The organism is Dehalobacter sp. TBBPA1 (assembly GCF_040931655.1).
Taxonomy (GTDB): Bacteria; Bacillota; Desulfitobacteriia; order Desulfitobacteriales; family Syntrophobotulaceae; genus Dehalobacter; species Dehalobacter restrictus.
Map to the genome: position 1 here is coordinate 1,389,292 of NZ_CP162385.1, position 24,755 is coordinate 1,414,046.

Here is a 24,755-nt window from a genome sequence, read left to right on the forward strand (position 1 = left end):
GGAGTGGTAAACCTTGAGGCTGGTTGGAAGAATACTTATAAAAGCACTTTCGCTGCTGTATTTTTTTATGTTTCTGATTGGGATCCTGGGATATTTCGAGATCCAGGAGTTTTCGACCAACGTTTTTAGTTTCTTTAAAGAACTTCTCGGAAATTACGCGCTTGGTCTGCCGGTAATTTGTTTGATTTTTGCGGTTGTTTGTTGGCTTATGTCCGGAACAAAGCGTGAACAGGAATTTGACGATGATGACGATGATGATGATGATGATGAATATGATAACAGATATGATGAATATAAGCGGAAAAAGAATACAATGAAGGACCGGCCAGTTGACAAGGCCAGATCAACTGAACAAGCGAGATCAGATGAACTGTCGAAAAGGATCAGTACCGCCAGGTCCAGAGAAGTTCAGGCCAATCGGTTGGGGAATAAGGCAGCTTCTGAACCTGAGACAGGCATACCGGTAAGCTTGGCGCGCGAAAATGGCTTTTCATCCTATTTTGCCGAGCGATTGTTTGTGAATGACGAACCGGTTGCAACTAAGGATCACCTGGGACATTTGGGAGCAAATTTCTCTTCGTATTTTGGCGAAGGAAATAAAAGTTTCTATATTTCAGAAAATACGGTCAGTATGAATGGATTTAAAGACTATTTCAAAGAGAGTAAGAAAGATGTCAGGAAAAACAATACATTTCCGCTGGAAAGCGCAGATAAAGAGAAAAAACAGGATACACTGTTTCAGAGAAACAACTATTTTCAGGAAAGGCAGCAAGTAGCTCCCGTAACGCAAGTGACGGCAGCGACTCCTGTGACTGAAGAAAAAATTCACGGAAATTTTTATAAGGCGTATGAATCAAAACCATCAGTAAATGTATCTGCAGATATCCCTGCGGAATACGACTACGACGACATCAAAACGAAAGCCTGGATACTGCCGAGGATCGAATTATTGCGGCGCAGGGAAAACAGTACCGCGGCGGCAGAACGCACAAACCCGGAGCTTCTGGAGGATGTCTTAAGCACATTCGGAGTGACCGCAAAAGTTACCAATATTACCGTCGGCCCGGTCATCACACGTTATGAGCTCTCACCTGCTCCAGGAACGAAAATCAGTAAAATTGTCAATCTGGCAGATGATATTGCTTTGGCCATGGCTTCGAGAGATATCCGAATTGAAGCACCGATCCCGGGCAAAGCGGCTGTAGGGATTGAAGTGCCGCGTCAAATGTCCAGGACCGTCTACTTTAGAGAAGTGATTGGATCTGAATCATTTATGGGTTCTGGCGGTAAGCTGAAAATAGCGCTTGGCAAAGATATTGCGGACCAGCCTGTTATTGGTGAGCTCGCAAAAATGCCGCATTTGCTTGTTGCCGGCGCTACCGGCTCCGGGAAAAGTATTTTTATCAATTGTCTTTTGAATTCGCTGCTGTTTTCCTATACACCGGATCAGATCAAACTGCTTTTGATCGACCCCAAAATGGTTGAACTTAACCAGTATAACGGCATCCCCCATCTGCTTTCACCGGTCGTTACCGATCCGAAGAAAGCATCCAAATACCTTAAATTCATTGTCAGGGAAATGGAAGACCGCTATGAACTGTTTGCCTCCAGTGGCGTTCGTGACATTGATCACTTCAATAGGAATATGGATAAGCCGTTACCTTACATTGTCGTCGTGATTGACGAGCTGGCCGATCTTATGATGGTAGCTGCCAATGAAATCGAAGAGGCTATTTGCCGACTTGCTCAAATGGCGAGAGCGGCAGGGATTCATCTGGTCATCGCCACGCAGCGTCCGTCGGTGAATGTTATTACAGGACTTATTAAAGCGAATATCCCAAGCCGGATTTCTTTTGCCGTTTCCTCGCAAATTGATTCCAGAACGATCCTTGATGGGGGCGGTGCCGAGAAATTATTGGGCAAAGGGGACATGCTGTATTCCCCGATTGGCCTGAATAAACCCCAAAGAGTTCACGGCTGCTTTATCGACGAGCAAGAAACAAAAAATGTCATTGAACATTGGAAAAAACAGGGCAGATCGGCTTATGAGCTCGATGAAAATCTGCTTGAAGAAACCACAACCCCTGAAAAGCCAGATGAAGATCTTGACGAGCGTTTTGCTGAAGCCGGCGAGCTGGTGATTACATCCGGGATTGCTTCGGTATCTTATCTGCAAAGGCGTCTGAGAGTTGGGTATTCCCGGGCAGCCCGCCTGGTGGATATGCTGGAGGACGCCGGCGTCGTTGCCCGCAGTGAGGGCAATAAACCACGGGAGATCCTGATGTCCCTCGAAGATTTTCAAGGTTATTTTTCTTAAGATAACTATTTTCGCCTAATACAACAAACGCTGTAAATTTAAAAAAAGGCCAAAGCTTAGCTCAGCAAGGGGGTGTATCGAAACTTTAGTTTCGATACACCCCTGTCTCTGTTATAAGATGTAATTATTCCTACTTATTTCTCAAAATATTGCGGACTTGCACAAAATACACAAGCGAACTTTTAGTGACAGCAGCGTTCAATAAACAGAAAGCCTAAGCGTTAAGACATTCCAACGGTTGACGGCCATGGATGGCCCAATGTCGTGGTACCATGGATGGCGAAGAGCGGCGATTTGCCCCAGCAGGCTGCAAATTACGAATTATGCCCGCAGAAATGGACATAATGAGTAAAGAAAAAAATATGTTGGGGTTGAAATATGAAGATCTCGGAACTTGCTCAATTCCATAACTGGCTGGGGCTTACCCCTAAAGGTCGGAGCCTGCTGCCGGTTATTAAAAGACAAAGTGCCTATATCCGTGAAGCTTATTCTCCAATCAATGAATATTACTATGAAACGGAAGACGTCATTCCCGCAGCAGAATGGTACCTGGACAACTACTACATTATCAGCGAATTAATCACAGGACTGACCAAGGATATCTCCAAAGAATATGAAAGCAAGCTGCAGTATTTAAAAGGAGGGGATAACGCCGGTTACCCCAGAATTTATCTGATTATAGCTGAATTTTTAAAACAGTGCGAACATGAATTGAATTTTGATCAGTTAAAGGCGTTTATTGCCGGGTATCAAGAAGAGGCGCCGCTTTCATCTGCTGAGATATGGGCTGTTCCAATGATGCTAAAAGTACTGCTGCTGGAAAAAGTCTACTATCAGGTTGAGCGTATTCTTTATATCCAGGCCGAAAGAAGAAAAGCTGATGATTGGTTAAAGACTGTATTTGAGGGATACACGGACGCTGAAATGCCTGCGTCTGAGATGCCTCCTGCATCGGGGCAGGATCCGGAAGACGTGCTCACGGCAATTTTTATGGAAAGAATCGCCAGAAAGCTTAAGGAACATGGCCTAGAAGCTAAAATACTATACAACTGGCTTGATAATGCGGCCAGCAGACAAAATACAACGGTGGAGAAGGCCGTAAATTCAGAACATCATTTTCTGACAGCCCAGGGAGCGGCCATGGGCAAACTTGTCACGGATATTAAACAGATTAACGCTGAGAACTGGTCTGCTTTTTTCGAAAATGTCAGTCTGGTACAGCAAACCCTTCAAAAGGATCCGGCCAAAATATTTGACAAGATGGATTTTGACTCCCGGGACAAATACAGGCATGAAATAGAAGGTCTGGCAGGAAAATATAAAGTTACAGAAATTATTGTGGCCAGAACATTGGAAAAATTAGCTGCCCAGAACCAGTCTGCGCCTTTTAACCACGTTGGTTATTACCTGTTTGGTTCCGGCAAGGTGCGCCTGGAAAAGGAGCTGGCCGACAGTTGGGGCAGGGTAAAAAAGTCCTTTCATGGCATATACTGTTATCTGAAATTAAAACCTGCCTTGTCCTACCTTGGGTTAATATTTCTGGCGACACTGATACCTTTTCTTATTTTTCTCGATCTGACAAAAAACAATTCTGGCAATGTATTATCAGGCAGTATGCTTCTGGGCCTGATTGGAGCGCTGATCCTGATCAATGGCATGGCTGTCTGTCTGATTAATCGTCTGTTCTGCAGGATGCTGTCTCCGAACTTTCTGCCGAAATTGTACCTGGATAACGGGATACCGGAACAATACAAAACAATTGTTGTGATCCCGGCAATTTTCAATCATCCGTCCAAAGTCCGGCAGCAAATGAAACAACTGGAGACACACTATTTAAGCAACCGGGATCAGAACCTGTGTTTTGCCGTTCTCGGTGATTTTGCAGATGCCCCTGCGGCCAAACAGACCGGGGATGATGAAATCATTCAGGCAGGTGTCAAAGCGGCGGCAAGACTGAATGACAAATATGGGGAGGAGCGTTTTTTCTATTTTCACAGAGAAAGAAAATGGAACGAAAAAGATAAGCTTTGGATGGGATGGGAAAGAAAAAGGGGAAAGCTGATTGAATTCAACCGGCTGCTTCTGAATGAAGGAGAGACGAGTTACTTTATCCGGACAGGAAAACTGGAAGCCATGCAAGGAATCCGATATGTTATCACACTGGATGCCGATACAATATTGCCCAGAGATTCTGCACGCAAGCTGATTGGTACAATTGCGCATCCGATGAATGAAGCAAGACTGGCTGACAACGGCAAAAGTATCGCCTATGGCTATGGTATTATTCAGCCGCGGATCGGTCTTACGGCGGCAAGCGCGTTTGCTTCGCCTTTTGCCAGGGTGTTCACCGGAACAGCAGGCATTGATCCCTATACCTGTGCGATTTCAGATATCTATCAGGATCTCTTTGGCGAAGGAATATTCACAGGCAAAGGCATTTATGATCTGAAAGTATTTCACGCCGTGACCCAAAATGCCTTTCCGGATAATAGGATCCTGAGTCACGACTTAATTGAAGGTCTCTATGCGCGTACAGCCTTAGCGACGGATATTGAGTTTTTTGACGGATATCCGACCAAATTCCTGTCGCATACCAAAAGGGCGCATCGTTGGATAAGGGGAGACTGGCAAATTGCGCGTTATATGTTTCAGCAGGACTTTTCCGCTGTATCCCGCTGGAAGATTTTTGACAATCTCAGACGGAGCCTGGAAACGCCTTTTCAGATAATTATTCTTTTTTTAGCCGTTACCGCGTTGCATCAGTTCTTCAGCCAGCTGGCGATTTTAGTCCTGTTGAGTTTAAGTTTACCGCTGCTTCTGAACATTGGCGGACGCCTCATCGACCGCAGTATAACCTTCAGGATCTTTAAGTTTGAGCTAAAACTAGGAATCAGCCAGATCCTGTTCAGCATCGCGGTGCTGCCGTATCAAGCGTATAATCAACTGGATGCCGTATTTAGGAGTCTTGGGAGACAAATCATCACCAAACGCAAGTTACTCGAATGGGAGACGGCTGCAGATTCTGAAACGTATCTTCAGTTAGACCCCTGGACTTTTTATCATAGAATGGTGCGCGGCATCGTGATGAGCCTTTTCTTTCTATTTGGTTATTTTTATGTGAGCTTGCTTACCGGGATAATCCTAACAATCTTGTTGATCAGCTGGCTGGTGTCGCCATGGCTTGCCTACCGAATGAGTCTGCCCTATACCGATTCTATCACAAAGATTTCTTCCGAAGACCGCCGGGTGCTTCGTATGTTCTCTCGGCAGGTCTGGGCTTATTTTGATCTTTTTGTCAATACGGAAAACAATTATCTGCCTCCGGATAATATCCAGATGGAACCGCATAAAGGAGAGGCCTGCAGGACATCACCTACCAACATCGGGCTGGCGCTGTTGGCTAATCTTACAGCCGGAGATCTCGGCTATGTAAGCACGGAAAGAATGCTGAGCCGGATCAGGAATACGCTCCGGACGATCCAAGGAATGCCAAAATGGAATGGGCATATCTATAACTGGTACGATACGCAGACGCTGGAACCGCTTCACCCGATCTATATTTCAACGGTTGACAGCGGAAACATGGCAGGCTATATGATCGCGCTAAAAAACGGCCTGGCCGAAATTTCAGGGAAACCACTGATCGCGCAAAACATGCTGCAGGGGTTCATGGATACTTATCTGCTGAGTCAGGAGAATGCCGGCACGGTTGATCCTGACGTCAGGGAATCTTTTGGCACAGAATTGAAAGCTATCATGGCAAGCGAGCGAGCTGAAAAAGTCGGAGCTTGCGCAGGAATAACAGACCTTCAAACTTGTTATGCATTTGTAGACAAATGGGCAAAACTGACGCGCAATCGTTTCAGGAATTCCGCAGATCAAAACGGAAATACGGCTGAGAAACCCGAAACAGACCTCAGGCTGATCACCAAAGATTTTTGGCCGGAGGCTCTGGCTCGGATGCTTCAAGACCAAAAAAATGCGCTGGAATATTTTTTCCCGTTCCTGACCCTGCCTAACCTGCCTGATTCTTTGCGAAAGCTCGGACAGTACCCGGTCAAATCTCTTATTCGGGAATATCTGGGCTTGCTGAACAATCCAGAAACTACCGGTAAGGAATTACAGCCTTATCTCTATCGCGGGCTTAAACGAGCTGTTTTAACTTTGCTCCGTGCTGGGAAGCTACAGAAAGATCTTCATCATTTAGTGTACAGAATGAACTTCAAGCCCTTGTTTGACGACCAGATCAAGCTGTTTACGATCGGCTACAATTTAACAGAGCGAAAACGGGATAAATCTTATTATGACTTGCTGGCCTCGGAAGCCCGGCAGACCAGTCTGTTGGCAATCGCCAAAGGGGATGTGCCTCAAAGCCACTGGTTTAAGATGGCCCGGCCGCTGACCAGAATAAACGGCAGGCGCTGTCTGGTATCCTGGAGTGGAACCATGTTTGAGTTTTTAATGCCTTCTATTCTGTTTAAGAACTATCGTGGAACGCTCCTTGATGAATCCTATCGCTCTGTGGTAAAGATTCAACAGGCGCATGCGGAAAAGGCCAAAATGCCGTGGGGGATATCCGAATCGGGATTTTTCTGTTTTGATATCCAGAATAATTACCAATATAAAGCTTTTGGCGTTCCGGGCTTAGGCCTGAAAAGAGGATTGTCCAAGGATATGGTCATATCCCCGTATTCGACTTTTATGGCGCTGCCGATTGATTTTAAAGCAAGTATGGAAAACCTCCATTTGATGAAAAATAAAGGTTATAACGGTGTATTCGGACTGTTTGAAGCGATTGACTATACCAAAAGCAGAGTTCCGTATAATGCGGAATCCAGCATCGTCAAGAGCTATATGTCTCACCATCAGGGGATGAGCCTGATTGCCTTAGGGAATGTTCTTGAAGCAAACAGGATGCAGGAGCGCTTCCACCGGGAACCGGTCATTAAATCGATTGAAATGCTGCTGCAGGAGCAGGTTCCGTTGAAAGAATATACGTTTAATCCGATCATCGAAGAAACCGGGGAAAAGGAAGTCCGCGCTATTTCCTGCAAACTCGGAGAGAAACCTGTGGTCTACCTGAGTCCGAATACCCGGGTTCCGCGCTGCAGTTTCATTTCGAACCGGGAATATGCCGTCATGCTTACGCTTTCCGGTACAGGCTACAGTCAATATAATCATCTTTTTCTGACCCGCTGGCGCAAAGATCCCGCCATGGACAGGTACGGAACATTTTTCTATGTCCAAAATCTTAATTCGGGAAATCTTTGGTCGGCTACAGCCAAACCGGTACAGACGCAGCCTGAGGAATACAAGGTAACCTGTTTCCCGAATACGGTCAAGTATATTCGCAAAGACGGAAATATCATCACGCAGACAGATGTATTCGTCGCCCCTGAGGATCCTGTAGAGATCAGGAAAATCACGCTGACCAATCAAAGCAGTTATTCCAGGGATCTCCAGCTGACAAGTTATGTGGAAGTTGCTTTGGATGAAATCTCGGCGGATATGGCTCATCCCGCCTTCAGCAAGCTGTTCATCCAGACAAAGTATGAAAATAATACCCTTGTCGCTTTTCGGCGGCCGCGGCATTTGCACAACGCTGAACATTATATGATGCATACCTTGTTCAGTGAAGGAAATATGTTTGGGGAAACCGAGTATGAGACAGACAGAGTCAAATTTATTGGACGCGGACGAACGTTGGCCGACCCTAGGGTCATGGATATTAACCAGCCTTTGTCCAATTCGGTAGGAGCGGTTCTTGATCCAATCTTAAGTCTGCGGGCCAGGGTGAGAATTGATCCGGGAAGAACGGTATCTGTCTATTTCCTGACCGGATACGGCAATAAGCTGGAATCTGTCCTTCAGCTTGCCCAGAAATACCGCAGTGGCTATGTGATCACGCAAGCCAAGGAATTGGCATGGTCGCAAAATCTGATGGAATTAACGAACCTTCAACTGTCTTTTGGAGAAGCCAATATGATTTCCAGTCTGGCCGGGCAGGTCATCTATGGCTGCCCAATCCAGAAAAGCCCCGCAGCATCTAATCAGCTTGGACAAACCTCTCTCTGGTCTCATGGCATATCAGGAGACCTGCCGGTTGTCATGCTGAAGATTCAGGACAGCAGCCAGCTAAAGCTGGTGGATCAAATCCTGACCATTCATGAATATTGGAAAATCAAAGGCCTCTACATCGACTTGGTTATTTTCAATGAGGACGAAACGGGATACTTCCAGGCGATCCAGGAAGTTATTATGGAAAAAATCAGCATCAGCCATGTTCGGAAACTTGTCAATAAACCCGGAGGCGTATTTCTTCTGAAAAAAGATCAGCTTTCCGCGGAGGATGGCGTTTTGCTTCATACCGTCGCAAGTGTCATATTTTCCGGCGAAAACGGATCTTTAAACCACCAGATCATGAAGTGTCTGCGAGCTGGTGAAAAGATCATAGACGAGCCGGCTGCCAGTGAACAAACTTCTGGCGAAAGAATCACAATAGAACAAATCACAGGCAACCGTATTACCAACGGGCGGTTAGAAAAAGACAGCCTGCTTGTACAGAATGTAAGTAAAACGCACCGCACTGTCTTGGAGAGTAAAAAGACAGAAGGCCTTAAGTTCTTTAACGGCTATGGCGGATTTACGGACAACGGAAAAGAATATGTAATCATCAATGAGGAAAATCAGCCAACCCCGTTGCCCTGGGTCAATGTTATCGCGAATGAAAAATTTGGGACAATCATTTCTGAAGCAGGGGCGAGCTATACCTGGTCCCAAAACAGCAGGGAGTATAAACTATCCCCGTGGTCAAACGATCCGCTGCTCGATGTCAGCGGGGAGGCTGTCTTTATCAAGGATGAAGATTCCCAAGACTACTGGTCACCTCTGCCGCAGCCAGTCAGGGACAGTCAGCCTTATCTTATCAGGCATGGTCAGGGGTACACGGTCTTTGAACATTCCAGCTTCGGAATTAACCAGGAGACGAGGGTCTTTATCCCGCTAGGACAGAATCTGAAAATTACAGCGTTGAGGCTGACCAATAAAAATACGCTGCCGAAACGTCTCTCACTCTATTATTATTTGGAATGGGTGCTGGGGGTAAACAGGGAACAAAACATGCCTTATTTGCTCACCGAGCTGCACGATAAAACCATCTTCTGCCAGAATGTCTACCAGGAAGAGTTTGCCGGAAGAGCAGCCTTTATTACCGGTTTCGGTGCGGATTATCTATCGTCAACATCAGACCGTATTGAATTTCTTGGTGTAGGCGGCAGCCTGACAAAACCGAAAGGGATATTGTCTTGTCTTTCAGGCAAGATGGGTACGAATATTGACCCTTGTGCAGTCCTGCAACTTCAAGTAACCTTGGATCCCGGAGAAGAAAAAACGGTCTATTTTCTGCTTGGGGATGAACAAAATAGAGAAAAGGCACTTTCCCTGGTTCAAGCTTTTCGCAGTCCGGACAGAATCGAAGAGGCATTTCAGGATGTGAGCCACTATTGGGATGATGTTTTGTCACGTATTCAGATCTCAACTCCGGAGCCGTCCTTTGATCTACTGGTAAACCGTTGGCTGCTCTATCAGACCATTGTCTGCAGGATTTGGGCCAGATCAGGATTCTATCAAACAGGCGGGGCTTACGGCTATAGGGATCAGCTTCAGGATGTTATGCCCCTGGCCGTCATCAAACCGGAAATAACCCGCAAGCAGATTATCCTGCACAGCTCCAGACAGTTTCCGGAGGGAGATGTACAGCACTGGTGGCATTCGGAGACCGGCAAAGGAATCAGGACAAAATTCTCAGATGACCTATTGTGGCTGCCTTACGTAACAGCAGACTATCTGGAACATACCGAAGATTTCAGTATTTTAGAAGAGAAAACAAGCTTTCTAAAACTTGAAGCACTTGGGGAAAACGAAGACGAACGTTATGCCGTTCCAGAGACCTCAGAGCAGGGTGGTTCAGTATATGAACACTGTGTACGGGCGATAGACCGCAGCCTGCGATTTGGCGGGCACGGTTTGCCTCTGATCGGGACCGGGGACTGGAATGACGGATTTAGCGCGATTGGCAGGGAAGGAAATGGAGAAAGTGTCTGGCTTGGCTGGTTTATCCTGGCAGTTCTTAAAAGGTTCATCCCGATTTGTGCCAGAAAGGATGATAACGAAAGAGTTGAAAAATATACCGGAATCCTCGATGAGCTGCAGGTAAATATGGAGAAACATGGCTGGGACGGCTCCTGGTACAGGCGCGCTTATTATGATGACGGGTCTCCGGTAGGTTCAATCACAAACTCCGAGTGTCAAATTGATGCGATTGCCCAGTCCTGGTCTATACTGTCCGGCAGTGCCTTAAAGAGCAGAGCAGCAGATGCCATGCTGGCGGTAGAAAGATATCTCTGGGATAAGGAGGCCGCCTTGTTAAAACTATTGACACCACCGTTTGATAAAACAGATAAAAACCCCGGGTATATTAAAGCCTATATTCCCGGAGTCAGAGAGAATGGCGGACAATATACACATGCGGCTGCCTGGGCAATTTTGGCGTTCAGTAAACTTGGTAGCAGGGATAAGGCGATGGAGCTGTTTCAAATGCTGAATCCCGTCAACCATGCCCGTACCGGTATTGAAGTCAGTCAATATAAGGCAGAGCCCTATGTAATTGCTGCCGATGTCTATGCGGTTCAGCCGAATGTCGGAAGAGGCGGATGGACTTGGTACACCGGCGCTGCCGGATGGATGTATCAGGCGGCACTGGAGGGTATTCTCGGGTTGCAGATTGCAGGGGATAAACTGTCGTTAACCCCGTGTGTCCCCTCTAACTGGGAGTCATACTCCCTGACCTACCGGCATAAAAATTCAACGTATCAGATTACAGTAAACTGCCGGCAGCCGGCAGGTGCCGAAACTGGTGAAAGTATGACGTTTACCAAAATTAAAGTCGATGATAAAGTCCAGGATCATTTTCCAATTGCGTTAAGCGACGACGGCAAAAACCATGTCATTGAGATTTCCCTGTAAATCGTCAAGATTTTCTGTTAAAAGAAAAAGTAAGCAGGATTTTAGCAATTTATATGGAAAATAATTTATATGGAAAACAATTGGTAATAGATAAGCAGGGAAGAGAGGAGATAACATGGGGAAAGCTCACGAAATCGAATATAAGATCTACGGGGATGACATGCAGTTTGTTGAGATTGAATTGGACCCGGCTGAAAGTGTGATTGCGGAAGCAGGAGCCTTAATGTTTATGGAACCGGGCATTCAGATGGAAACCATCTTCGGGGACGGATCCGGACAGGGAGAAAATAGGGGACTTACCGGGAAGCTATTTGGAGCAGGGAAAAGGCTGCTAACAGGAGAAAGCCTTTTTATGACCCTATTTACCAACAGTGGGGCAGGCAAAGCGCATGCTTCTTTTGCGGCCCCTTATCCCGGGAAAATCATCCCGGTTGATCTAACTGCGTATAACGGTAAAGTAATCTGCCAAAAGGATGCCTTTTTATGTGCCGCAAAAGGGGTAGCGATCGGCATCGAATTCAACAAAAGACTCGGAACCGGATTCTTTGGCGGTGAAGGATTTATCATGCAGAAACTCGAGGGAGATGGCCTGGCTTTCCTGCATGCCGGCGGAACAATTGTCGAGAAGGAACTTCGGCCGGGAGAAACCCTCAGGGTCGATACCGGCTGTCTCGTCGGAATGACCGGCAGCGTTTGCTATGATATTCAATTTGTCGGAGGCATCAAAACTGCTTTCTTTGGCGGGGAAGGACTATTCTTTGCAACGGTTTCCGGTCCCGGCAAAGTTTGGCTGCAGTCTCTGCCGTTCAGCCGTCTCGCGGACAGAATCATTGCTTCTGCGCCGAGGCTTGGCGGGGCCCAGAAAGGCGAGGGGAGTATCCTTGGAGGACTTGGGAACCTTCTGGATGGAGACAGATAAAAGAAAAATTATTTTATGGAATCAAACGGATTTTCAATAGAAAAACAGCTCGTATTCCTTTGAAAGAATGCGGGCTGTTTCATCCTTACACAATGACATTAAGATCCCTAAATATCTAAAATATACCGAGTTAAATATTCGATCACAATTATTTGTTCAGATTGCTGATATCGATAAACGGAACAGCTCCGCTGCCTGTCACGGTCGGAAGTTTGCCGTCCCATTTCTTGATCGCTTCAAGCTGAGCTTCAATTTTACGCAGTTCTACCAGTTCAGGGGTAATGACATCCTTCTGCAGCTTCAGGGCTTCTGCTTCAGCCTTGGCCTGTTCAATCTGCTGTTGGGCTTCAACTTGGATTCTCTGAAGATCAAGATTTGCTTTTAAGGCTTGCTGTTCAGCAATCTGCTTTTCCTCAATAGCCTGATTGAATTGGTCGCTGAAGTCAAATTCGGTGATATTGATGTCATCCAGTTCCATATAATAGACTACAAGCTTCTTACCAAGCGTCTCTTTGACTTTGGCGCTGACTTCCGAACGTTTAGAGATCAGCTCTTCAGCGGTATACTGAGCGGTCACAGCCTTGAGCGATTCACTAACGGCCGGGTCGACAACTTTTTCTTTGTATTCCAGGCCGACATCCTGGAAGAGCTTGTTGACATTTCCCGGATTAAGCCGGTAATTTACAGCGATCGTTGTATTTACGACCTGAAGGTCCTTGGAAGAGGTAGTTTGGTCAGATTGGTCTTTCTGAAGCCGGACTTCGACTGGAATAACATCCTGGATAAATGGTACAATGATGTGGAACCCTTCGTCTAAAACGTACGGCATAACTTTACCAAGCTGGACGATAACGCCCCGGTGGCCAGGTTCAACGATTATGTAGCCTTTGAAGCCGATCATGGCAGCAATGAGCGCAATAATTATTACAATCGGAATAATTTTTATCCAGAATCCTCTTCTGGGTTTGGCCGGAGTGATGTTTTCTTCCATAGAATTCTCCTCTTTCTGGTTTTGTCTGGAAATTAATTTTATCTTATCATATCATAAGAAGGGAGTGAAGGCCAGAATATGCAGGGTATTATTTCTTCACATGTTTTAAAGTTAGAGATCATTGTATTACCCGAATTATGAATACATAATACATTTTTACTGGGCATTTACTATTATCTTTTTTTTGTATTAAATAATTGATGTACCCATTTCATTAGAAGGGCTGTGAGATTTTGCCTAAGAAGAAAAAACTGCCGCCTGTTTTGGCGTTAATCAGAGATAATATTGTTGAATATCAGAACCCGCTGGCTCTGAAGCCAAAGGAGATAGCTTCCTGGGTAAAAGATTTAAAGCTGCCCCAAAAAGGTGAGATCCTGTTTTACACAGGCAGTGAATATCAGCTTTTGCCGTATATTGATTCACTTGTCAAGACACTGATCTATGTCGATTCGTCCAGCAACCTCTTCTCCTGGCTGATGGGAGCAAGAAAGATTGTGAATAAGACAGGTATTAATGCGGAGAAGATCTATGCTTCTGTCTTGGCCAAAGACAAAGAAAGATTTTATTCTGTAAATTATAAAGCTGCAATCATTTTGCAAAAGCTTGGTTATGATCTTTGTTATGACCCTCGGGCAGATATGTATACCGGTGCTTTGCTGGATGAACTTGGTTTTTGGCAAGAATTAAAATCCTATGCTGCAGTCTTGGCTGAACGCATCAGAAAGACCGAAGCAAAAGTCGTCGTCTGTACTTCGCCGCATGCAGCGGAAATGTTCAAGCTTATTTATCCCAAACTGGTTGACTTTCCGGATATTCAGGTGAAGACTTTTATCGAATTGGTCTGGGAAAAAAGGCATTTGCTTCCTGCTGTTGATGAAAAGGATCCGGTGGTTATCCATGATTCCTGCCGGATGGCCAGGGAACTTGGCATATCCCAGGAGATCAGAGATGTTCTGGATGCAGTCGGTGTAAAATATATTGAGCCGCTGCGCTGCAGAGAGTGGACAACCTGCTGCGGAGGCCCAAGTAAAATGCTGTTTCCCGAGATATCCAAAACAATTTCTAAACGCAGAGTCGTTGAATTGGCGGATACTGGAGCAAAGCGGGCTTTGATATCCTGCCCGTACTGCTTATCTTCACTGGAAAGCGGTGTCGATAAGAATCATCCGATGATCATGGATGATATGGTTGAATTCTTATTTAGGGGGTTTAAGGATTAATGACTGACTTGAATAAAGAAATTGGCGCCTACACCAAGAATTTGAATAAAGCAAGTAAAGATCCTAATATTAACCGGGCGATAACCAGAGCTGTAAAATCCTACAGGGAGACGGTATCTTCAACCATGGATCGCTATCCGCATACGGAAAAGCTTGCCGAGGAAGTCCGGGAAATTAAAGCATATTCGATGCAGCATAACAAAGAGCTTATGGAGCAGGCCATGGAAGCAATTGAAAGAAATCATGGCAAGGCTTTCTTTGCCAAAGACAAGGACGAAGTTTTCCGTATTCTCGATGAGATTGTCGGTACAGGCAAGGTGATCGTGAAAGGCAAGAGTATGCTGGGCGAAGAGCTTAAACTTAGACACGGGCTGGAGAAAGCCGGAAACGAGGTTTGGGAAACCGATCTTGGGGAATTCATTCTTCAGCTGAAGGATGACCGCCCGATGCACATTCTGTCTCCGGCAATCCACGTACCCAGAGAACAGGTTGCAGAGATCTTTTCCGATTTCTTCAAAAAAGAAGTGCCTCCCGATATTGCTCAGGAAGTTGGGGTCGTACGGGAATTCTTAAGAGAGAAATATTTCACTGCTGATATTGGAATCAGCGGTGCCAATGTGGTTGCTTCCGATACCGGTCAGGTTGTCATTATTGAAAATGAAGGAAATGTCCGGCTTTGTACGGGTGCGCCGCCGGTACATATTGTCATTGTGGGCATCGAAAAACTTGTACCGTCTTTCCTTGAGGCTATGATGACAGCTGAGGTAACGTGGAGATACGCCCAGTACGGAGCACCGAGCTATGTCAATATTATCAGCGGCCCGAGCAAGACCGGGGATATCGAGAAGGTTACGACTTACGGCGCTCATGGACCGAAAGAATTTTATGTTATTTTTGTTGATAACGGCCGGAGCAAAATGATGGCGGAGGAACATTTCAGCCAAGCTTCGCACTGCCTGCGCTGCGGTGGCTGCATGTATGAGTGCCCGGTATTCCAGGTCACAGCAGGGCATTATGGCAAGACATACTTAAGCGGCATAGGATCCGTCTGGACGGCCTTCGTTGAAGGCGGAGCCGATGCTGCTGCTCCGATGCTGTACACCTGTTTGCGCTGCGGACGTTGTGTGGAGCGCTGCCCGATGCAGATCGACGTACCGAGCATGGTCGGGGAACTGCGAAGCAAGGTTGTATCATCGGAAGAGTAATGGACAGATTGTTTTTGAATGTAAATACGATTACGAGCGTATTGTAAAAATTAGAATATGGAATAGTTTAAGAGTAAGGCTTAGATAAACCTTACTCTTTTATAGTGGGGATTTATCGCACAATCCAGCGAAATCGGAACTTTGGTAAGCAGTAAAAATTTCCTTGAGTTATATAAAGTAGCTCGCTTATTCGGATAGCGCAGGATTGGCAGAAGTAAACCAAATTCTTTCCTCGATTAATTTTGGACAATAGAGATTCATACAGAGCTACGGAAGACGTATTTTGGAAAATAATATGCTATAATACAAAAAAATTATTCTTTTAAATTATAGGTTAATTTTATCATAACTGGAGAATAAAAAATGGTAAAAGAATCGCATAGAGACAAGACAGAAAAAGTGAAGACTGGGGAAAATAATAAAAATCTTTCGCTCAAAGACAGATTATTTACGATCGTATTCGAGAACGATACCCATGCGGGGAGGTCTTTTGATATTGCGCTGCTCTGGCTGATCCTGCTGAGTATTCTCGTTGTCTGTTTGGAGTCGCTGCCCAATTTGAATCAGGATTACCGCACAATTCTCTCTGGTACGGAATGGGTGATCACGCTTCTCTTTACAATTGAATATATCATCAGAATCTGGGTCGTAAGAAATAAACTAAGATATCTGAAAAGCTTCTTTGGCGTGATCGATTTACTGGCAATCTTGCCAACGTATCTGAGTATCTTTATTGCCGGTAGCCAGTTTGCTTTGATTTTTAGGGTCTTTCGTCTGCTGAGGATCTTTCGGATCTTAAAGCTCGGCCGGTACGTCGGTGAATCATATTCGCTGATCAATGCCCTAAAGGCCAGCCGCTATAAAATTATTGTCTTTCTGCAGGCGGTCCTCGTTGTGGTTGTAATTGTTGGGACAATGATGTATTTAATCGAAGGGGAAACCAGCGGATTTGACAGTATTCCGGCCTCAATCTACTGGGCGATTGTGACCCTTACGACCGTCGGATTTGGCGACATTACACCGGTCACACCTTTGGGAAGGATTGTTGCCTCCATGCTGATGCTTCTTGGTTATGGCATAATTGCCGTACCTACTGGCATTGTCTCAGCAGAGCTAGCAAAAAACAGAAACATAAAAGCATCTACACGAACTTGTCCGAACTGCCGCCTAGTTATTCAGGACGAAGGGGACAACTACTGCAAAAATTGCGGCCTTCAACTAGAAAAAAAAGAAAACAATAAAGTATAAATGTATAGGATACTTTTTTGTTCAAGTTTTTAAACAATCTACCCTTAAAAATAGAGCAAATGAAGCAAAATCTGTCAAAGTTCACGTTCTTAGACGACTTTGGTCCTCCAGTTCTCACAGTAGAAGAATAATAGACATGCCAAACTCTATGAAGGCATTAACTCTATAAAAGCTAGAAGGCGATCTCAAAACAATCACAAAATATGGTTATGACAATAACGGCAATAATACCAGCAAACTAACAGAACAGATAAGGAAAATCGACCCGGTTAACCCGCCAACGCCGCATTTCGGGATGTTCATACCCGGACAAGAGAAAGACGGCGCGACGCAATATGCCGAAGATCTCGTCGGCTTTGCCCAGTACTTTGAGTACGATGTTTTCAACCAAATGATCAAGAGCAACACCGGCAATGCCATGGTTGAGTACACGTACTATGGCGATGGTCTGCGTGCCACCAAGACGACCAATGATCAGACAATCCGGTTCATCTATGAGGGTGACAAGGTTGTCCTTGAACTGGACGGCAAAGGAAACCAATTCGCCAGAAACGTTTATGGAACGAATCTGTTATCCCGGACAGTCGGCGGACAGACACTGAACTATATGTATAACGGTCACGGTGATGTGACATCCCTTCTTGACAATACAGGGACAATTCAGGCAACATATTAGTATGATGCATTTGGCAATATAACTTCGCAGACAGGGACAGTCGATAACCCGTTTACCTATGCCGGCTACTATTATGATAAAGAATCCGGCCTGTACTACCTGAATGACAGAATGTATGACCCTTCAATAGCAAGGTTAGAGTATTGGCTTACCGCCATAGCCATGATTTGAAAAGGCTTGAATTACAGGCAATTATCTTTTTCAAATCATCCCATGCCGAGCGGTAAGCCAATAGGCCCAAGGATTTTTCCTAATGTAAGGCTCTCTCACTAAACTTGTAAGCGATTGTCGTTACCGTCTGGGCCCGATGATTTGAAAAGAGGTAGTTTATTTGCTGCTTTATTTTCAAATCATCAATATCAGACGGTAACGACAAAAATTTTAAGAGAATGAGGAGAAACTTGTAAATTGCACATGTTCCTATTACAGTAGTATAATATAAGTAAAGAAAGTAAAGATGTAAAGAAAAATAGAAAGGCGGTTCTGTTATGGAAATATCAAGAATTAGCTCAAAAGGACAAGTCACGATTCCGAAGCCTATTCGGGAGCTATTAAAATTAAACGAAGGTGATAGAATCGCTTTCCTGGAAGACAACGGTAAAGTTGTAATTACCAAGGCAAGTCTAATTGCCTTACGTGAATTACAAGATGCCCTTAGTACAGAAGCACAAGAGAAAGGCATTACCGAACAAGACCTTCTTAATGAACTGGAAGTAGTCCGGGAGGAAATGTGGAATGAGCGGAAAAAATAATGCCTTACGCGTATTTGTTGATTCAAATATCCTGATATCTGCTGTCTTATCAGAATCATCAATTGCCAGTAAACTTTTAACTCTACTTATTGAACAACACTACTTGATTATTTGTAGTTACTCGATTACGGAAATTTCAGAAGTCATTGAACGCAAATTCCCAAAGATAATCCGTAAATGGGATAAATTTCTTACAACACTTGAATTCGAGATAGCTTATACTCCCTCAGATCTTTCCACGGTAACAGTTCCATATATACGAGATCCAAAAGATTTACCTATTTTAGTTTCTGCTATAGTAGCCCAGCCGGATATCGTAGTTACCGGTGATTTGGATTTTCACACGCCAGAAATTCAGGAGCTTTTTACCATAATGATGCCAATTGATTTCTTGAGGGCTTTCTCTGGTGAATTTAATCATTAATCACATCAACTTAAAACATAGTATATAAGATGCAAGGCTGGCTTTCTATATTAAGAAATATCAGCCTTTTGCTTTTTAACATTATTAGAATACTGGTTTTACATCTAGCCCAGTAATCCGAATAGTTATATTTGGTTAAGCTTCTATGTGGAGGGGGCGGGTCAGACTGCTGTAAAAGCAGGAGAGCATACTGTTTACACCTTGAGTTAAGACAATAGCTGTAGCATATCAGCCTGATTATTTTAAGATTCAGGTCACTTTAAACACTGCTAAGATTAAGCTTTTTAGTTACCCTCTAAATAGATTTGTCCCAAACTCGCCATCGGTGGCGATTTTGGGACAAACTGCCGATTTCTTTACTATCTTACCTGATGACATCAAAAATCTGTAATAATCTGCTTTTTTTCTTAATTCGCCAATATTCAGACGACCTTGGTCGTCCAGTTCTCACAATTCCAAACTTCCGTAACGACATCCTGGTAAAAGTCAGGTTCATGGCAAATGAGAAGCAGGCTGCCTTTATAGGCCTGAAGCGCCCGTTTCAGCTCCTGCTTGGCTTCGACATCGAGATGGTTGGTCGGCTCGTCGAGCAGCAGAAAATTCGTTTCTTTATTAATCAACTTGCAGAGCCGTACTTTGGCCTGCTCACCGCCACTCAAGACCAGGACTTTGCTTTCGATGTGCTTCGTCGTTAAACCGCACTTAGCCAGCGCTGCCCGCACTTCATACTGCGTATAGCCGGGGAAGTCCGACCAGAATTCTTCGATGCAAGTCTTATAATTGGCATCCTTGATTTCCTGTTCAAAGTAGCCGGGGAAGAGATAGTCCCCAAGTTCAGCTTGGCCTGAAAGGGAAGGGATTTCACTGAGGATGCTCTTTAAGAGCGTGGTTTTGCCGATTCCGTTGGCGCCGGTCAAAGCAACCTTCTGGCCGCGTTCCAGGGAAATGTTGATCGGACGGGAGAGCGGTTCGTTATAGCCGATCACCAGATCAGAGGTTTGAAACACGAGCTTGCCGGAAGTTCTGGCTTCTTTAAAGTTGAATACCGGTTTGGGTTTGTCCTTGGCCAGTTCAATCCGGTCCATTTTATCGAGCTTTTTCTGGCGGGACATCGCCATATTCCGAGTAGAGACTCTGGCTTTGTTGCGCGCGACAAAATCCTCCAGGTCGGAGATTTCCTGCTGCTGTTTTTTATAGGCCGCTTCAAGCTGTAATCTTTTCGTTTCGTAGGAATTCTGGAAATTCTGATAGTCTCCGACATAACGGTTCAGTTGCAGGTTGTCCATATGATAAATCAGATTGATGACGCTGTTTAAGAATTCCATGTCGTGTGAGATCAGGATAAAGGCATTTTCATAGGCCAGCAGGTAGCGTTTCAGCCATTCAATGTGCTGTTCGTCGAGATAGTTTGTCGGCTCATCCAAAAGCAGAATATCCGGCTTCTCCAGCAGAAGTTTGGCCAAAAGCACTTTGGTCCTCTGACCGCCGCTTAAGTCATCTACGTTCTTATCGAGACCGATATCCTGCAGGCCCAAGCCGCGGGCGGTCTCCTCGACCTTGGCATCGACAATATAAAAATCATTGTTGTTCAAGGTTTCCTGAATCAAGCCCATATCTTCGAGCAGAACTTCCAGCTCCTCGGATGAAGCGTCGCCCATTTTATCACAAATCGCCAGCATCTCAGCTTCCAGTGCAAAAAGATACTGAAAAGCATCCTTAAGAACATCGCGGATCGTTGCTCCTTTGGCCAGAACCGTGTGCTGGTCAAGATAACCGACTCTGACTCGTTTAGACCATTCAATCTGGCCTTCATCAGGCTCGAGTTGGCGCGTAATGATATTCATAAATGTAGATTTTCCCTCGCCATTCGCCCCGATCAAGCCGATATGCTCGCCCTTCAGCAGGCGGAAAGATACATTTTGAAAAATGGCTCGGTCGCCAAAGCCGTGGCTCAAGTTTTTAACAGTCAGAATACTCATGTTTTCTTATCTTCCTTTTTACATAAATTAGTAAATAAATACGATTAGTCAATCGCAAAACCGCCAGTATTGCTCATTTCTTCACCTTGGCATACAAAGATTTTCCTCAGCGCTTACCATGCATTTTAGAGGTGACAAGGTGATAGTGGTCAATATCTTTATTAGATTATCAAATCTGCCTAAGGAGAGCAAGTCAGAAATATGCCTGTATTTATGGAAAGTTGCAACCGTCTAGATCCCCAAAATCCAAAAAGGGTTCGTTTATTGAATAAGCTTCTTTTTAACCATGACCAGCGGGAAAGGCAGCGTCAGCAGCGTAACGGCTAAGAGCCAGATGATATGGCCGGTGATTGCCGGAGTAACCTGTCCCAGGACCAGTGGACGCACCGTTTCAACGGCATGGTACAGCGGCGTCAGCCACGGAAGAAAACGAATGACGGTGGGCAGGCTTTCAATCGGGAAAAAGATCCCGGCAAACAGGAACATTGGAGAAATCAGCAGCGTGAAGAAATAGCCGAAAGAGTCATAATTGGGAGCGAGACTCGTCCAAATTAAAGAGAGATTGGAAAAAATGACGGACATGAGGATCAGTGGGACAAAGATGAGCAGGGCATACGGGGAGTGGACAATGCCGAACAAAGCGACGACAATAAAGAAAACCGCACCGTAAAGAACGCCTTTGAATGTGCCATACAGGATTTCGCCGAGGACGATGTCGTCCATGCTTACCGGCGTAACAACCATGCTGTGAAATATTTTCTCCTGGGACATCCGGGTATAGCTGTTGTAGGTCATTTCATAAGTCACAGCAAACATCGCTGAAGATGCGATCAGCCCCGGAGCCAGAAAATCAAGGTAGGAAAGCCCGTTGATTTGCGTAATATAAACGCCCAGACCAAAGCCCATGGCCCAGAGATAAAGCAGCGGCTCCAGAAAATTAAACATCAAATTGGCTTTCCAGGTTTTGCCGAAAACCTTCAGATTCCGCAGAAATACCTTGAAAGTCAGTATTGGATTAAGATCAGGTTTAACTATTTTCATCCTCTTATCCTCCATATCATCAGCGCTCTTCATATGATTTCTCAAACCCGCCACGCACACCATGAAGCGTTTCGCCGGTCAGTTTCAGAAAAACATCTTCAAGATTCGTCGGTCTCAGGCGCTGATAGCTGACAGGAAGGTGTTCACCGGCAATTCTTTGATTCAGGTCGTCAGCCATGGCTGGTCCGTTATCAGAATAGAGGACCAGATCATCACCAATTTGTTGAAAAGATTTCAGCCACTCAGAGCTCCAGTGCAGGAGCTTATTTTGCATATCCGGACTTACCCCGAGTTCCAGCGCATATTGCCCGACATGCTTATCAATAAGATCTTCCGGTACACCTTGCTCGAGGATTTTGCCCTGATTGATGATGATCAGTCGGTCGCAGAGATGACTGGCTTCTTCAAGATAGTGTGTTGTCAGCAGCATGGTCGTACCGCTTTCTTTTAACTGCCGCAGACGCTGCCAGACTATATGACGGGCGTACGGATCAAGCCCGGTGGTTGGCTCATCAAGAATCAATAGCTCCGGACGGTTGATCAACGCTCGTCCAATTGTCAGACGTCGTTTCATGCCGCCGGACAGCTCGTCGACGACCGCATTGGCTTTACTTCGAAGATCCATAAAGTCCAGGATTTCAAAAGCCCGTTCCCTGGCTATACTACGCGGCAGACGGTAATAGGAGGCGTAGACCAGCAGGTTTTCCAGAACCGTCAGTTCCGGGTCAAGGTTATCTTCCTGGGCAACAACACCGAGACGTGCTTTAATTTCCCGGGAATGCTCCGAAATATCTTGGCCGAAAACCGTCAGATGGCCCTCAGTTCTCGGGGACAAGCCAAAAACCATTCTAGCCAGGGACGTTTTGCCGGCACCGTTTGGACCAAGAAGTCCAAAACACTCTCCCTGCCGGACGGTAAAAGAGATCGCATTAACGGCAGTGAAATCTCCGAATCGTTTGGTCAGGTTTTCGGCTGAAATAATATTGGCTGGAAGAGAATAAGACATGAAGAGATACCTCCGTGAATTGCTGTTCTTTTTTCCTAGCGTATCAAAAGGAGGGCAGAAGAGCAAGGCCGCGTCTGTGAAAATATCATGCAGGAGGAGAAGGCTATATGCTGTCCCGCAGATTGCGGGTGGACACGTTGTGCGTCATCTGATATAATATAGTCGCTTAGGTTGCATAATTTTGCAATAATAGGGAAACAGGTGAAATGCCTGTACGGTCCCGCCGCCGTAAGGTGGAGCAGATTCAAAGTTGCCACTGTTTACAATGGGAAGGCTGAATTTGCTTTGAAACCGAGTCGGAAGACCTGCCTGAGCCATTTTGCACTGTTTTCACGGAGGATGAAAGGTGTAGCATACGAATCATGCAGAAGTGTTTTGGACTGTTTGCAGATTGTGTAAGTAAAACCTCTTCCAACCGCCGGTTAGAGAGGTTTTTTGATGTCCATGGAGAGCTTCAATAGAAATGGAGAACAAGTCATGAAAGCAGTTATTCCACGTATTATGTTTGCGGCTGCAGGCAGCAGCAGCGGCAAGACCACAATCACTTGTGCGGTATTACAAGCCCTTCTGGAGCAAGGAGTTAATCCTGCTGCGTTTAAATGTGGGCCGGACTATATTGATCCGATGTTTCATACCGAAGTCATTGGGACAAAATCACGGAATCTGGATTTGTTTATGCTATCGGAAGAGGTATGCCGGTATTTGCTGGTCAAGAATTCCGAACAGTCGCAAATCGCTGTTTTAGAAGGAGTAATGGGTTATTATGACGGGCTAGGCATTGGCAGTACCGTGGCAAGTTCTTACCATTTGGCTGCAGTAACGCAAACGCCTGTTATCCTTATTGCCAATTGTGCCGGTTCAGCAATCTCAATTGCAGCCTTGATCCAAGGATTCTGCCATTTTAGACCGGACAACGGGATCAAGGGCGTTATTCTGAATAATCTTACACCTTCCCTATACCCGCAGTATAAGGAAATGATCGAAAAAGAGACGGATATCCAGGTGGTCGGCTACTTTCCGAAGCTCAAAGAATGCGCGCTGGAAAGCAGGCATCTTGGATTAATTACAGCATCCGAAGTGGAAGACCTACAGCAAAAAATGAAATTACTGGCCATACAGGCCAGAGAATCCATTGATCTGAAACAGCTGCTGCGTATTGCGGGAGGGGCCCCGGAAATAGACTATCATGAGGCCGGGATCGAGAGAATCTCTGCTGTTAAAGTCGCCGTAGCCAGAGATAAAGCCTTTTGTTTTTATTACCAGGACAGCCTCGACCTTTTGGAAACATTGGGAGCGGAACTGCAGTATTTTAGTCCGCTTGAGGATCAAGCTGTACCGGAATGTGACGGACTGATTCTCGGCGGCGGTTATCCGGAATTATATACCGGACAGCTGGCCAGCAATACATCGATGCTGGCAAGCATCAGGCATGTTCTCTCCAATAATACTCCCTGTATAGCTGAGTGCGGCGGGTTCATGTATTTATTGGAACGTATTGCTGACAAGGACGGCAAACCTTATCCAATGGCAGGACATTTAGAAGGGGATGCTGTACTGACGGATAAACTGAACCGTTTCGGTTATATTTCACTGACGGCGCAAAAGGACAACTTGCTGTGCGACAAAGGCGGCAAGATCAATGCGCATGAATTTCATTACTCTGATTCGACAGCCAACGGCAGCAGTTTTACGGCAGTAAATTCATCCGGCAGCAAAACGTGGGACTGCATCCATGCCGATGAGAACCTCGTTGCCGGCTATCCCCACCTTCATCTCTGGGGGAATCCGGAGTTTGCCCGTTCGTTTATCCGGAAATGCCGCAGCTTTCGAACCGCTAGGATGGGTTAGTCAGGCGTGTATAAGCTGGAAAAGTTTGAATCGCTTGATGATCGATAGATGATCGATAATAATAGATAAAGGGATATTTTGGTGAAAGGAAAGAGGCGGTGAGTA

General features: G+C 45.4%; 14 protein-coding genes, 1 pseudogene and 1 riboswitch. Of the genes and pseudogenes, 11 read left to right on the forward strand and 4 right to left on the reverse strand.

The window, feature by feature from the left end; all coding sequences use genetic code 11:
* Window positions 1-13 precede the first annotated feature (13 nt).
* The 3 genes from AB3489_RS06960 to AB3489_RS06970 all read left to right on the forward strand — a co-directional run bounded on the left by AB3489_RS06960 (window position 14) and on the right by AB3489_RS06970 (window position 12,260).
* Window positions 14-2,317 (forward strand): DNA translocase FtsK, encoded by a 2,304-nt coding sequence (locus AB3489_RS06960; RefSeq protein WP_368294467.1) that lies wholly within the window; start codon window positions 14-16, stop codon window positions 2,315-2,317.
* A 378-nt stretch (window positions 2,318-2,695) separates the two neighbouring features.
* Window positions 2,696-11,341, forward strand: a complete 8,646-nt coding sequence (locus tag AB3489_RS06965; protein WP_368294468.1) for a glucoamylase family protein — start codon at window positions 2,696-2,698, stop codon at window positions 11,339-11,341.
* A gap of 115 nt (window positions 11,342-11,456) precedes the next feature.
* On the forward strand, window positions 11,457-12,260 hold the full coding sequence (locus AB3489_RS06970) for a TIGR00266 family protein (RefSeq protein WP_019226304.1): 804 nt from the start codon (window positions 11,457-11,459) through the stop codon (window positions 12,258-12,260).
* 148 nt (window positions 12,261-12,408) lie between these two features.
* Here AB3489_RS06970 and AB3489_RS06975 read toward each other — a convergent pair whose 3' ends face one another.
* Window positions 12,409-13,251, reverse strand: a complete 843-nt coding sequence (locus tag AB3489_RS06975) for a prohibitin family protein (RefSeq protein WP_368294469.1) — start codon at window positions 13,249-13,251, stop codon at window positions 12,409-12,411.
* Window positions 13,252-13,484: 233 nt separating this feature from the next.
* Here AB3489_RS06975 and AB3489_RS06980 point away from each other — a divergent pair, with 233 nt between their 5' ends.
* The 7 genes and pseudogenes from AB3489_RS06980 to AB3489_RS07010 all read left to right on the forward strand — a co-directional run bounded on the left by AB3489_RS06980 (window position 13,485) and on the right by AB3489_RS07010 (window position 18,776).
* Complete coding sequence (locus AB3489_RS06980) at window positions 13,485-14,471, forward strand: (Fe-S)-binding protein (RefSeq protein ID WP_368294470.1); 987 nt, start codon at window positions 13,485-13,487, stop codon at window positions 14,469-14,471.
* The gene (locus AB3489_RS06985) at window positions 14,471-15,676 is read left to right on the forward strand and encodes an LUD domain-containing protein (protein WP_368294471.1); all 1,206 of its coding nucleotides are present in this window, start codon (window positions 14,471-14,473) and stop codon (window positions 15,674-15,676) included. Before AB3489_RS06980 ends, AB3489_RS06985 begins: the two co-directional genes overlap by 1 nt.
* 363 nt (window positions 15,677-16,039) lie before the next feature.
* Window positions 16,040-16,924, forward strand: a complete 885-nt coding sequence (locus AB3489_RS06990) for an ion transporter (protein ID WP_368294472.1) — start codon at window positions 16,040-16,042, stop codon at window positions 16,922-16,924.
* A 295-nt stretch (window positions 16,925-17,219) separates the two neighbouring features.
* Window positions 17,220-17,600, forward strand: coding sequence for a hypothetical protein (locus tag AB3489_RS06995; RefSeq protein WP_368294473.1), 381 nt, complete (start codon window positions 17,220-17,222; stop codon window positions 17,598-17,600).
* 12 nt (window positions 17,601-17,612) lie between these two features.
* Window positions 17,613-17,771 (forward strand): annotated as a pseudogene (locus AB3489_RS07000) (RHS repeat-associated core domain-containing protein); the annotation flags it as partial.
* Between the two features lie 317 nt (window positions 17,772-18,088).
* Window positions 18,089-18,352 (forward strand): AbrB/MazE/SpoVT family DNA-binding domain-containing protein, encoded by a 264-nt coding sequence (locus tag AB3489_RS07005; protein WP_368294474.1) that lies wholly within the window; start codon window positions 18,089-18,091, stop codon window positions 18,350-18,352.
* Window positions 18,336-18,776 (forward strand): putative toxin-antitoxin system toxin component, PIN family, encoded by a 441-nt coding sequence (locus AB3489_RS07010; RefSeq protein ID WP_368294475.1) that lies wholly within the window; start codon window positions 18,336-18,338, stop codon window positions 18,774-18,776. The genes AB3489_RS07005 and AB3489_RS07010 overlap by 17 nt, the downstream gene beginning before the upstream one ends.
* Before the next feature lie 422 nt (window positions 18,777-19,198).
* Here AB3489_RS07010 and AB3489_RS07015 read toward each other — a convergent pair whose 3' ends face one another.
* The 3 genes from AB3489_RS07015 to AB3489_RS07025 form a co-directional block, all read right to left on the reverse strand.
* Entirely contained in the window at window positions 19,199-20,755 is a 1,557-nt protein-coding gene (locus tag AB3489_RS07015; RefSeq protein WP_368294476.1) for an ABC-F family ATP-binding cassette domain-containing protein, read from the reverse strand.
* Window positions 20,756-21,016: 261 nt separating this feature from the next.
* The gene (locus AB3489_RS07020; RefSeq protein WP_368294478.1) at window positions 21,017-21,796 is read right to left on the reverse strand and encodes an ABC transporter permease; all 780 of its coding nucleotides are present in this window, start codon (window positions 21,794-21,796) and stop codon (window positions 21,017-21,019) included.
* A gap of 19 nt (window positions 21,797-21,815) precedes the next feature.
* Complete coding sequence (locus tag AB3489_RS07025) at window positions 21,816-22,802, reverse strand: ABC transporter ATP-binding protein (protein ID WP_368294479.1); 987 nt, start codon at window positions 22,800-22,802, stop codon at window positions 21,816-21,818.
* A gap of 151 nt (window positions 22,803-22,953) precedes the next feature.
* Window positions 22,954-23,130, forward strand: a riboswitch (cobalamin riboswitch).
* Between the two features lie 149 nt (window positions 23,131-23,279).
* On the opposite strand from AB3489_RS07025, the gene AB3489_RS07030 reads away from it, so the two are divergent.
* Window positions 23,280-24,650, forward strand: coding sequence for a cobyrinate a,c-diamide synthase (locus tag AB3489_RS07030; RefSeq protein ID WP_368294602.1), 1,371 nt, complete (start codon window positions 23,280-23,282; stop codon window positions 24,648-24,650).
* Window positions 24,651-24,755 lie beyond the last annotated feature (105 nt).

What these genes read in the sequence shown, in the direction of transcription:
- AB3489_RS06965 (WP_368294468.1), top strand. Translation starts at nt 2,696, where the DNA reads ATGAAGATCTCGGAACTTGCTCAATTCCATAACTGGCTGGGGCTTACC.
- AB3489_RS06970 (WP_019226304.1), top strand. Translation starts at nt 11,457, where the DNA reads ATGGGGAAAGCTCACGAAATCGAATATAAGATCTACGGGGATGACATG.
- AB3489_RS06975 (WP_368294469.1), bottom strand. Translation starts at nt 13,251, where the DNA reads ATGGAAGAAAACATCACTCCGGCCAAACCCAGAAGAGGATTCTGGATA.
- AB3489_RS06985 (WP_368294471.1), top strand. Translation starts at nt 14,471, where the DNA reads ATGACTGACTTGAATAAAGAAATTGGCGCCTACACCAAGAATTTGAAT.
- AB3489_RS06990 (WP_368294472.1), top strand. Translation starts at nt 16,040, where the DNA reads ATGGTAAAAGAATCGCATAGAGACAAGACAGAAAAAGTGAAGACTGGG.
- AB3489_RS06995 (WP_368294473.1), top strand. Translation starts at nt 17,220, where the DNA reads ATGTTCATACCCGGACAAGAGAAAGACGGCGCGACGCAATATGCCGAA.
- AB3489_RS07005 (WP_368294474.1), top strand. Translation starts at nt 18,089, where the DNA reads ATGGAAATATCAAGAATTAGCTCAAAAGGACAAGTCACGATTCCGAAG.
- AB3489_RS07010 (WP_368294475.1), top strand. Translation starts at nt 18,336, where the DNA reads ATGAGCGGAAAAAATAATGCCTTACGCGTATTTGTTGATTCAAATATC.
- AB3489_RS07015 (WP_368294476.1), bottom strand. Translation starts at nt 20,755, where the DNA reads ATGAGTATTCTGACTGTTAAAAACTTGAGCCACGGCTTTGGCGACCGA.
- AB3489_RS07020 (WP_368294478.1), bottom strand. Translation starts at nt 21,796, where the DNA reads ATGAAAATAGTTAAACCTGATCTTAATCCAATACTGACTTTCAAGGTA.
- AB3489_RS07025 (WP_368294479.1), bottom strand. Translation starts at nt 22,802, where the DNA reads ATGTCTTATTCTCTTCCAGCCAATATTATTTCAGCCGAAAACCTGACC.
- AB3489_RS07030 (WP_368294602.1), top strand. Translation starts at nt 23,280, where the DNA reads ATGAAAGCAGTTATTCCACGTATTATGTTTGCGGCTGCAGGCAGCAGC.